This is a genomic window from Streptomyces sp. NPDC058619, assembly GCF_042717785.1.
Taxonomy (GTDB): Bacteria; Actinomycetota; Actinomycetes; order Streptomycetales; family Streptomycetaceae; genus Streptomyces.
The window spans coordinates 398,034-407,961 of record NZ_JBHXQN010000002.1 but is presented as its reverse complement, the minus strand read 5'-3'; the positions used below and the strand labels follow the sequence as shown (position 1 = coordinate 407,961).

At 70.7% G+C, this 9,928-nt stretch carries 9 protein-coding genes; 5 read left to right on the top strand and 4 right to left on the bottom strand.

The window, feature by feature from the left end; genetic code table 11:
• Positions 1-166: 166 nt before the first annotated feature.
• The gene (gene nadA / locus ACFWTC_RS04040) at positions 167-1,354 is read right to left on the bottom strand and encodes a quinolinate synthase NadA (protein ID WP_383922155.1); all 1,188 of its coding nucleotides are present in this window, start codon (positions 1,352-1,354) and stop codon (positions 167-169) included.
• 301 nt (positions 1,355-1,655) lie between these two features.
• On the opposite strand from nadA, the gene ACFWTC_RS04035 reads away from it, so the two are divergent.
• Positions 1,656-2,012, top strand: coding sequence for an iron-sulfur cluster assembly accessory protein (locus ACFWTC_RS04035; RefSeq protein WP_267720836.1), 357 nt, complete (start codon positions 1,656-1,658; stop codon positions 2,010-2,012).
• An 83-nt stretch (positions 2,013-2,095) separates the two neighbouring features.
• On the opposite strand, the gene ACFWTC_RS04030 is transcribed toward ACFWTC_RS04035, so the two are convergent.
• Together ACFWTC_RS04030 and ACFWTC_RS04025 are read right to left on the bottom strand one after the other, a co-directional pair.
• Positions 2,096-3,565, bottom strand: coding sequence for a hypothetical protein (locus ACFWTC_RS04030; RefSeq protein ID WP_383922158.1), 1,470 nt, complete (start codon positions 3,563-3,565; stop codon positions 2,096-2,098).
• Between the two features lie 83 nt (positions 3,566-3,648).
• On the bottom strand, positions 3,649-3,888 hold the full coding sequence (locus ACFWTC_RS04025; protein ID WP_383922161.1) for a hypothetical protein: 240 nt from the start codon (positions 3,886-3,888) through the stop codon (positions 3,649-3,651).
• A gap of 132 nt (positions 3,889-4,020) precedes the next feature.
• Between ACFWTC_RS04025 and ACFWTC_RS04020 the strand changes: the two genes are divergently transcribed.
• Positions 4,021-4,995: a carbohydrate kinase family protein gene (locus ACFWTC_RS04020; RefSeq protein WP_383922164.1), complete on the top strand. Its 975-nt coding sequence runs from the start codon at positions 4,021-4,023 to the stop codon at positions 4,993-4,995.
• Positions 4,996-5,075: 80 nt separating this feature from the next.
• On the opposite strand, the gene ACFWTC_RS04015 is transcribed toward ACFWTC_RS04020, so the two are convergent.
• Positions 5,076-6,455, bottom strand: a complete 1,380-nt coding sequence (locus ACFWTC_RS04015) for a cysteine desulfurase/sulfurtransferase TusA family protein (RefSeq protein ID WP_383922167.1) — start codon at positions 6,453-6,455, stop codon at positions 5,076-5,078.
• A gap of 283 nt (positions 6,456-6,738) precedes the next feature.
• On the opposite strand from ACFWTC_RS04015, the gene coxB reads away from it, so the two are divergent.
• The 3 genes from coxB to ACFWTC_RS04000 are packed head-to-tail and all read left to right on the top strand — an operon-like array spanning position 6,739 to position 9,892.
• Positions 6,739-7,764 carry a cytochrome c oxidase subunit II gene (coxB, locus tag ACFWTC_RS04010; RefSeq protein WP_383922170.1) on the top strand — a complete coding sequence of 342 codons (1,026 nt, stop codon included), beginning with the start codon at positions 6,739-6,741 and terminating at the stop codon, positions 7,762-7,764.
• Positions 7,761-9,497, top strand: coding sequence for a cytochrome c oxidase subunit I (gene ctaD / locus ACFWTC_RS04005; protein ID WP_383922173.1), 1,737 nt, complete (start codon positions 7,761-7,763; stop codon positions 9,495-9,497). The genes coxB and ctaD overlap by 4 nt, the downstream gene beginning before the upstream one ends.
• A complete protein-coding gene (locus ACFWTC_RS04000) occupies positions 9,494-9,892 on the top strand; it encodes a cytochrome c oxidase subunit 4 (RefSeq protein WP_267720843.1) in 399 nt (132 codons plus the stop codon). Before ctaD ends, ACFWTC_RS04000 begins: the two co-directional genes overlap by 4 nt.
• Positions 9,893-9,928 lie beyond the last annotated feature (36 nt).

Below are 9,928 nucleotides of genomic sequence, written 5' to 3'. Positions count from 1 at the left end.
GCGCGGGGGGGCCGCCCCTCGGGTGTCCCCCCGGCCCGGGGGGTCGCGGGCGCCGCACGGGGGGGGGGCCCGGCGGGCCCCCGGGGGGGGGGGGCCCCGGGGGGGGCCCCCCCCCCCGGGCGGGCGCGGTCCGGGCCCGCGGGCCCGGACCGCGCACGGCCGTGTCCTAGACGAGCGCGAGCATCCGCTCCAGGGCGAGCTTCGCGAAGCTCTCCGTCTCCTTGTCGACCTGGATCCGGTTCACGAGGTTGCCCTCGGCCAGGGACTCCAGGGTCCACACGAGGTGGGGGAGGTCGATGCGGTTCATCGTCGAGCAGAAGCAGACCGTCTTGTCGAGGAAGACGACTTCCTTGTCCTCGGCAGCGAAACGGTTCGCCAGGCGCCGGACCAGGTTCAGCTCGGTGCCGATGGCCCACTTGGAGCCGGCCGGGGCCGCCTCCAGCGCCTTGATGATGTACTCCGTCGAGCCGACCTGGTCCGCGGCCGCCACGACCTCGTGCTTGCACTCGGGGTGGACCAGGACGTTCACGCCGGGAATGCGGGCGCGCACGTCGTTGACCGAGTCGACCGAGAACCGGCCGTGGACCGAGCAGTGCCCGCGCCACAGGATCATCTTGGCGTCGCGGAGCTGCTCGACGGTCAGGCCGCCGTTCGGCTTGTGCGGGTTGTAGAGCACGCAGTCGTCCAGGGACATGCCCATGTCGCGGACGGCGGTGTTGCGCCCCAGGTGCTGGTCCGGGAGGAAGAGGACCTTCTCGCCCTGCTCGAAGGCCCAGTCCAGGGCCTTCTTCGCGTTGGACGAGGTACAGATCGTGCCGCCGTGCTTGCCGGTGAAGGCCTTGATGTCGGCGGAGGAGTTCATGTACGAGACGGGCACCGTGGCCCCGGCGACACCCGCCTCCGTCAGGACGTCCCAGCACTCCGCGACCTGCTCGGCGGTGGCCATGTCGGCCATCGAGCAGCCGGCGGCCAGGTCGGGCAGGACCACCTTCTGGTCGTCCGAGGTCAGGATGTCCGCCGACTCGGCCATGAAGTGGACGCCGCAGAAGACGATGTACTCGGCCTCGGGCCGGGCGGCCGCGTCCTTGGCGAGCTTGAAGGAGTCGCCGGTGACGTCGGCGAACTCGATGACCTCGTCACGCTGGTAGTGGTGGCCGAGGATGAAGACCTTGTCCCCGAGCTTCTCCTTGGCCGCGCGGGCGCGGGCCACGAGGTTCGGGTCCGACGGAGAGGGCAGGTCACCGGGGCATTCCACCCCGCGCTCGCTCTTCGGGTCGGCTTCGCGGCCGAGCAGCAGCAGGGCAAGCGGCGTCGGCTGGACGTCCAAAGGCTGGGCGGTGGTCACGACACGCACCCTTTCTGTTCTGCGACGAAGGACTTCTGGACTTCTGGAGGCATCGCTTCGACTTCTCGTCTATTTGACGTTATCTATCATAACCGCTTCACGTCAGTTTGACGATGCCGATAGTGTCAATGTGACGAATTAGCCCGCGGCTTCACGGATCCCGCCTCCGCGCCCGGTGTGCGAGCATGAATATCTGAAACAAGCGTCGGGTCCGGAATGAATCCGCGGCCCCGCTCGTTGCCACCGACGGCAAGAGTCCGACGTTTCCCTGCCTGCGGCGGGGAGCCGCCCACTTCGGGAGTGAATGCAGATGTCCGTACAGGACGACAAGACCACCGTGAGCGACGGCATCCTCCTGTCCGACGCCGCCGCCGAAAAGGTCAGGACCCTCCTGGGCCAGGAAGGCCGCGAAGACCTGGCGCTGCGCGTCGCCGTCCAGCCCGGCGGCTGCTCCGGCCTGCGCTACCAGCTCTTCTTCGACGAGCGCTCGCTCGACGGCGACGTGGTCAAGGACTTCGACGGAGTGAAGGTCGTCACCGACCGGATGAGCTCCCCGTACCTGCACGGTGCCTCCATCGACTTCGTCGACACCATCGAGAAGCAGGGCTTCACGATCGACAACCCGAACGCCACCGGCTCCTGCGCCTGCGGCGACTCGTTCAGCTAGGCCTGGACGCCCCCGCGTACGACGAGGGCCCGCCACCGGTCACACCGACCGGAGGCGGGCCCTCGTCGCGTACCGCGGCGGCCCTACTGGCGGGGCAGCGGCTTGCCCGTCGTCGCGTCGAGCACCTTCCGGTCACCCAGCGGCTGCTGGAGCGTGGCCGTCAGCGCCATCTCCTGCGCGACCATGATGCAGGCCTGACCCGGCTTGGTCGGAGTGTCCGTGATCTTCACCAGGACCGATCCGGCCTGCTCCCGCGCCTCCACGGCGTACGTGCTGCACGGGCTGCCCCAGAAGTTCACGGTCAGCTTCCGGTCCGCCTCCGCGTACGAGAACCCGGGCACGGTGCGCCCGTCCTTCGGCCCCGGCGCGCTCTCCCCGGCGGCCGCCGGCTCCGTCACCGTCCGGCCGGGACCGCCGTCCTTGCCCGTCACCTCGAAGTGCCAGGCCGGGACCAGGCCCCGCACGCCGTCCACGGTCCCCGCGGCCAGCCCGAGCACCGCGCCCCTGACCGTCTCCGTGCGCGGCGGCTTCGCCGGCCGCGGCTCCGGCTTGCACGGCAGGGTGTCCGTGGCCCCCACCGCGCTGTCCGGCTGGAGCGGGACCGAGGTCGCACAGGCGCTCGGCGCCGGACCGGCGCCGTCCGACCCGGCCGACCGTGCGTTCAGCCGGGCCAGCGCCTCCACGGCGCCCGTCACCGGCTGCTCGGCCGCCCGTACGGGCGCCTTCAGCTCGCCGCTGCCCGACACGACCGACCCGTCGCCACCCACGCCCACCCGCGTGGACCAGCCCTGCGTGGGCAGGCCGCCGACCACCGGGTCCGCGGCGACCACCCGCACCGAACCCTGCGTCAGACGCGCGTCCTGCTTCGCCCCCGCCTGGCCCGCGGCGGCCAGCACCGGAGCCGCGGCGGCCTTGGCCGCCTCCTCCGGGACGGGCCCGCCGGAAGCCCCGGCGCCGGTCTCGGCGCCGCTCCCGTCGCTCCCGCCGGCCCCCGGGAGGGTGGCGGGGCCACAGGTGTCCCGGCCGCGCACGCAGTCGTCCCCGACACCGCTGCCGGAGCCCGGGTCCCGGCCCTGGAAGCGGGAGAAGTTCCACGTACCCGGGGCCGTGCGGGTCACCGTGAGCCGGGGCCCGGAGCCGTCCGCGGCCTCACCGGCCAGCCAGGAGTCGCCGGTCAGCCGTGGGGCGCCGGTGATGCCGAGGGCCACCGCGAGGCGGGACACATCCTCGGCCGTCACCTCGCCGGACGCGGCGAACGCCGGCGCCGTCGCCGGGGCCTCCGGGAGCTTCACGTCCGCCCGGTAGACCACCCCGCCGCCGGACGGGTCGGGCTCACCGGGCGCGATGCCCGGACCCGAGGGGCCCCCGGCCTCGCGGGGCGCGGAGGCCGCCGCGTCACCCGTACGGCCGCCCGTGGCGCCGTCGCCGTGGGCGGTGGACGCCCAGTACGCCGTACCGCCGCCCGCGAGCAGGACGGCGGCCGCGATCGAGCCGATGGCCCAGGCCGGCCGCCGTCGTGTACCGCGTGATGTGTCGGGTTCTTCGCTGGTCACCGCATCGCTCCTTCACCTGTCCGTCGTACTGATACGGGTGTGACGGAACAGACGCGGAAGCGGTTCCCCCCGCCTCCGGGGGCCTACTGGTCCCCGTACGCCGCCGTGGAGGCGATCAGGCGGGCCGAGGACGGCGGGACGCTGATCCCGTGGAGCTCCGAGGGCGCCACCCGGACCGGGCGCGGGCCCGCCGGAACCGCCCAGTGCGGTGCCATCCGGGCGCAGTCGCCCAGCAATCCGGCGAAACCGGGCTGCCGCGAACCTTCCGCGCCGTGCGCGTCGGCGGTGTACTCGGGGGAGGCGAAACCGTCGGTGTAGGTCATGAGGGCACCGTAGACACCACGACTCTCGTGAAGAAAGAGCTACTACGGGGTAGTTTCGGCCGGTCGGCTCACGGCCCTCGACCGGGTAGTTTTGACTGTCCCCTTGCCGTCCTCCGCAGGAGCGTCCACGCCGTGCGCATCGCAGTCACCGGCTCCATCGCCACTGACCACCTCATGACCTTCCCCGGCCGTTTCGCCGACCAGCTGGTCGCGGACCAGCTGCACACGGTCTCCCTCTCCTTCCTCGTCGACAACCTCGACGTCCGGCGGGGCGGTGTCGGCCCGAACATCTGCTTCGGCATGGGGCAGCTCGGCAGCCGCCCGGTCCTGGTCGGCGCCGCCGGCTACGACTTCGACGAGTACCGGGCCTGGCTGGACCGGCACGGCGTCGACACCGAGTCCGTCCGGATCTCCGAGGTGCTGCACACCGCGCGCTTCGTGTGCACCACGGACGCCGACCACAACCAGATCGGCTCCTTCTACACGGGCGCGATGAGCGAGGCCCGCCTGATCGAGCTGAAGGCCGTCGCCGACCGCGTGGGCGGGCTCGACCTCGTCCTGATCGGCGCGGACGACCCCGAGGCGATGCTGCGCCACACCGAGGAGTGCCGGACGCGCGGGATCCCGTTCGCCGCCGACTTCTCGCAGCAGATCGCCCGCATGGACGGCGACAACATCCGCACCCTCATGGAGGGCGCGACCTTCCTCTTCTCCAACGAGTACGAGAAGGGCCTCATCGAGTCGAAGTCGGGCTGGACCGCCGACGAGATCCTCGCCAAGGTTGGCACCCGCGTCACCACCCTCGGGTCCAACGGCGTGCGCATCGAGCGCGTCGGCGAGGCCCCGATCGTGGTCGGCTGCCCGGAGGAGAACGCGAAGGTCGACCCGACCGGCGTCGGCGACGCGTTCCGCGCCGGCTTCCTGACCGGGCTCGCCTGGGGCGTCGGCCTGGAGCGGGCCGCCCAGGTCGGCTGCATGCTGGCGACGCTGGTCATCGAGACCCTCGGCACCCAGGAGTACACCCTGGCCCGGGCGCACTTCATGGAGCGCTTCACCAAGGCCTACGGCGACGAGGCCGCTGCCGAGGTCCAGGCGCACCTGTCCTAGGCCGTCTCAGTCGCCGCCGCCGTACCCGACCGGACCCCGCCGCGCTCCCGCGGCGGGGTCCGGCCGCGTTCCCGCCGGGTTCAGACCAGGCGCCGGACCGTGTAGGCCACGCCCGCGGGGCGCTCCGCCTCGCCCAGGTAGGCGTGCCCCCGCATCCCGCACCACGCCGGGATGTCCAGCCGGGCCACCTCGTCGTCCGACAGCACCGTCACGGTCCCGCCCACCGGAACCGTGCCGATGGCCCGCGCCAGCTCGATCACCGGCTGGGGGCACCGCAGGCCGAGCGCGTCGAGCTCCACGGAGTCCGCCACCGGAGCCGCCGCCGGGGCCTCGCGCACGCCCAGCTTCTCCCGTACGCCCGCCACCGCGCCCGGCAGCACCTCCAGGAAGCCGTTGACCTCCTCCGCCGTGGTCCCCACGGGCAGGGACACCCGTACGTTCCCCTCCGACAGCACCCCCATCGCCCGCAGCACGTGACTGGGGGTCAGCGTGGAGCTTGTGCACGAGGAGCCCGAGGAGACCGAGTAGCCGGCCCGGTCCAGCTCGTGCAGCAGGCTCTCGCCGTCGACGTACAGGCAGGAGAACGTGACCAGGTGGGGGAGCCGGCGGTCCGCGTCGCCGACCACCTCCACGTCCGGCACCAGCCGGACCACCCGCCGCCGGACGCGGTCGACCAGTACCCGCAGCCGGGCGGCCTCCGCCTCCGCCTCCGCCCGCACCGCCCGCAGCGACGCCGCCGCGGCCACGATCGCGGGGAGGTTGGCGAAGCCGGGGGAACGGCCCGACTCCCGCTCGTCCGCGGGGTGTTGCGGGGAGAACCGGACCCCCTTGCGCACGGCGAGCAGCCCCACCCCCGGCGGGCCGCCCCACTTGTGCGCGCTGGCCGCGAGCGCCGACCAGGCGCCCTCCACCGGCCCCCAGCCCAGCGACTGCGCCGCGTCCACGAGCAGCGGCACCCCGGCCGCCGCACACACCTCGGCCACCTCGGCCACCGGCTGGACCGTGCCCACCTCGTGGTTGGCCGACTGGAGACAGGCCAGCGCGGTGGAGGCGCCCAGCGCCCCGCGGTAGCCCGCCGCCGTCACCGCGCCCAGCCGGTCCACCGGGACCTCGGTGACGGAGCCGCCCGCCGCCTCGTGCGCCGACGCCGCGTGGAGCACAGAACTGTGTTCGACCGCCGACACGACCAGATGGCCCCCGACGCGCCGGCGGCCCGCGAGGACCCCGGCGACGCCGGTGTGAACCGCGTGCGTCCCCGAAGGAGTGAACACGAGCTCGTCCGCCCGGCACCCCACGACCTCCGCCGCCGCCTCCCGCGCCGCGTCCAGCAGCAGCCTGGCGCGCCTGCCCTCCCGGTACAGCCGGGCCGGATCGGCCCAGCCCTCGTCGAGGGAGGCCTGCAGCGCCTGCCGGGCCACGGGGTGCAGGGGAGCGGCGGACGCGCTGTCGAAGTACGGCATCCGGCCACGCTAACCGCAGGGCGCGGGGCGCCGAGGTCAGGGGCCGTCAGATGTCTTCCGGAGGCGCCCCCTCAGGGCCGTTCGCACCGTCCCCCGGACGGCGGAACCACCCCTTCGGGGTCAGTAGCGGCGCGTTGGGCACCCTCCCCGCGCGACCCCAAATAGCGTCCAGTAGGGTTTGGTCCGCATAAACATCCAAACCCCTGCCTGCGTCAGGGCCGGCGACCGACCCGAACACGGCCGCGGCCGGCCGCGCGGGCCGAGACTCTCGGGAAGGCGCTACGTGAGTCCCTACGGCTCCGACCGCTCGCCGCGGCGCCCGATGCGGCGGAAGCTGCTGCAGGCGCTGACTGCGGGCGTGGTCCTGGCGACCGCCACTGGTTGCTCGTATACATGGAAAGACTTCCCCCGCCTCGGAATGCCGACTCCGGTAACCGAGGAGGCACCGCGCATCCTCTCCCTGTGGCAGGGATCCTGGGCGGCCGCGCTCATCACGGGCGTTCTGGTGTGGGGCCTGATCATCTGGAGCGTCATCTTCCACCGGCGCAGCCGGACGAAGATCGAGGTCCCGGCGCAGACCCGGTACAACATGCCCATCGAGGCGCTGTACACCGTGGTCCCGCTGATCATCGTCTCCGTGCTCTTCTACTTCACCGCGCGTGACGAGTCGAAGCTGCTCGCCCTCACCCCGAAGCCGGCGCACACGATCAACGTGGTCGGCTTCCAGTGGAGCTGGGGCTTCAACTACGTCGAGGACGTCGACGGCGACGCGAACACCCCCAAGCCGAGGGCGCTGCCCAAGGCCGAGGGTGCGAACGGGTCCGAGCCGACGACGATGACGCAGGTCCCCAAGGAGCTCGACTCCATCCCGGACCGCTTCACCAAGGACTTCCCGGCCGGCGCCGAGGGCGTCTACCAGAAGGGTGTCCCCGGCGACCGCAACCCGCAGACGGGGAACCCGGGGCCGACCCTCTTCCTGCCCAAGGGCGAGAAGGTCCGCTTCATCCTGTCGTCCAACGACGTCATCCACTCCTTCTGGGTGGTCCCCTTCCTGTTCAAGCAGGACGTCATTCCGGGCCACACCAACGTCTTCGAGGTCACCCCGACCCAAGAAGGCACCTTCATGGGCAAGTGTGCCGAGCTCTGCGGCGTCGACCACTCCCGGATGCTCTTCAACGTCAAGGTGGTCTCGCCCGAGAAGTACCGGGCGCACCTGAAGGAGCTTGCGGAGAAGGGGCAGACCGGTTTCCTCCCGGCCGGCATCAAGCAGACCGACCCGGCCCGGAACGCGGAGACGAATAAACTGTGAGCATCCTCAACGAATCCCAGGGTGCCGCCGCAGCTGACTCGTACGAGAACGAGCTGCCGGTACGGCGCAAGCAGCCGGGCAACGTGGTCATCAAGTGGCTCACCACCACCGACCACAAGACCATCGGCACGATGTACCTGGTCACGTCGTTCGTGTTCTTCATCATCGGCGGGATCATGGCGCTCGTCATGCGCGCCGAGCTGGCCCGTCCGGGCACGCAGATCATGTCGAACGAACAGTTCAACCAGGCGTTCACGATGCACGGCACGATCATGCTGCTGATGTTCGCGACGCCGCTGTTCGCCGGATTCGCGAACTGGATCATGCCGCTGCAGATCGGTGCGCCCGACGTGGCGTTCCCGCGGCTGAACATGTTCGCGTACTGGCTGTACCTCTTCGGCTCGACCATCGCGGTGGCCGGCTTCGCGACGCCGAACGGCGCCGCCGACTTCGGCTGGTTCGCCTACTCCCCGCTGTCGGACGCCGTCCGCTCGCCGGGCATCGGCGCCGACATGTGGATCATGGGTCTGGCCTTCTCGGGCTTCGGCACGATCCTCGGCTCGGTCAACTTCATCACCACGATCATCTGCATGCGCGCGCCCGGCATGACGATGTTCCGCATGCCGATCTTCACCTGGAACGTCCTGCTGACCGGTGTCCTGGTCCTGCTGGCCTTCCCGGTGCTCGCCGCCGCGCTCTTCGCGCTGGAGGCGGACCGCAAGTTCGGTGCGCACGTCTTCGACGCGGCCAACGGCGGCGCCCTGCTGTGGCAACACCTCTTCTGGTTCTTCGGACACCCAGAGGTGTACATCATCGCGCTGCCGTTCTTCGGCATCATCTCCGAGGTCATCCCGGTCTTCTCCCGCAAGCCGATGTTCGGCTACATCGGTCTGATCGGTGCGACGATCGCGATCGCCGGCCTCTCGGTGACCGTGTGGGCCCACCACATGTACGTCACCGGCGGTGTGCTGCTGCCGTTCTTCTCCTTCATGACCTTCCTGATCGCGGTACCGACCGGTGTTAAGTTCTTCAACTGGATCGGCACCATGTGGAAGGGCTCGCTGTCCTTCGAGACACCGATGCTCTGGGCCGTCGGCTTCCTGATCACCTTCACCTTCGGTGGTCTGACCGGCGTCATCCTGGCCTCGCCCCCGATGGACTTCCACGTCTCCGACTCGTACTTCGTCGTCGCGCACTTCCACTACGTCATCTTCGGCACCGTGGTCTTCGCGATGTTCTCCGGCTTCCACTTCTGGTGGCCGAAGTTCACGGGCAAGATGCTGGACGAGCGCCTCGGCAAGATCACCTTCTGGACGCTGTTCGTGGGCTTCCACGGCACCTTCCTGGTGCAGCACTGGCTCGGCACCGAGGGCATGGCGCGTCGTTACGCGGACTACCTCGACGCCGACGGCTTCACCGCGCTGAACACGATCTCCACGATCAGCTCGTTCCTGCTCGGCCTGTCGATGCTGCCCTTCATGTACAACGTCTGGAAGACGGCGAAGTACGGGAAGAAGATCGAGGTCGACGACCCCTGGGGCTACGGCCGTTCGCTGGAGTGGGCCACGTCCTGCCCGCCCCCGCGGCACAACTTCCTCACCCTGCCGCGGATCCGTTCCGAGTCCCCGGCGTTCGACCTGCACCACCCGGAAATCGCGGCCCTCGACCACCTCGAGGACCACCACGGCGTCGGTGCCGCTGCCGTCACCGGTGGCAAGGAGGCCGGCAAGTGAAGATCCAGGGCAAGATGTTCCTCTGGCTCTCCTTCTTCATCCTGATCATGGCCGTCGTGTACGGCGTGTGGTCGAAGGAGCCCGTAGGCACCACCGCGCTCTTCCTGGCCTTCGGCCTGAGCGTGATGATCGGCTACTACCTGGCCTTCACGGCCAAGCGCGTCGACGAGATGGCCCAGGACAACCTGGAGGCCGACGTCGCCGACGAGGCCGGCGAGCTGGGGTTCTTCGCCCCGCACAGCTGGCAGCCGCTCTCGCTGGCCATCGGTGGCGCGCTCGCCTTCTGCGGCGTCATCTTCGGCTGGTGGCTCATGTACTTCTCGGCACCGGTCATCCTGATCGGCCTGTGGGGCTGGGTGTACGAGTACTACCGCGGTGAGAACCAGAACCAGTAGCAGCACCCTCGCGACGGCGTCGTGAGGCACCTGGGG

Bases quoted from the DNA above. Each gene is read 5' to 3' on its own strand.
- ACFWTC_RS04035 (WP_267720836.1), top strand. From the start codon at position 1,656: ATGTCCGTACAGGACGACAAGACCACCGTGAGCGACGGCATCCTCCTG.
- ACFWTC_RS04025 (WP_383922161.1), bottom strand. From the start codon at position 3,888: ATGACCTACACCGACGGTTTCGCCTCCCCCGAGTACACCGCCGACGCG.
- ACFWTC_RS04015 (WP_383922167.1), bottom strand. From the start codon at position 6,455: ATGCCGTACTTCGACAGCGCGTCCGCCGCTCCCCTGCACCCCGTGGCC.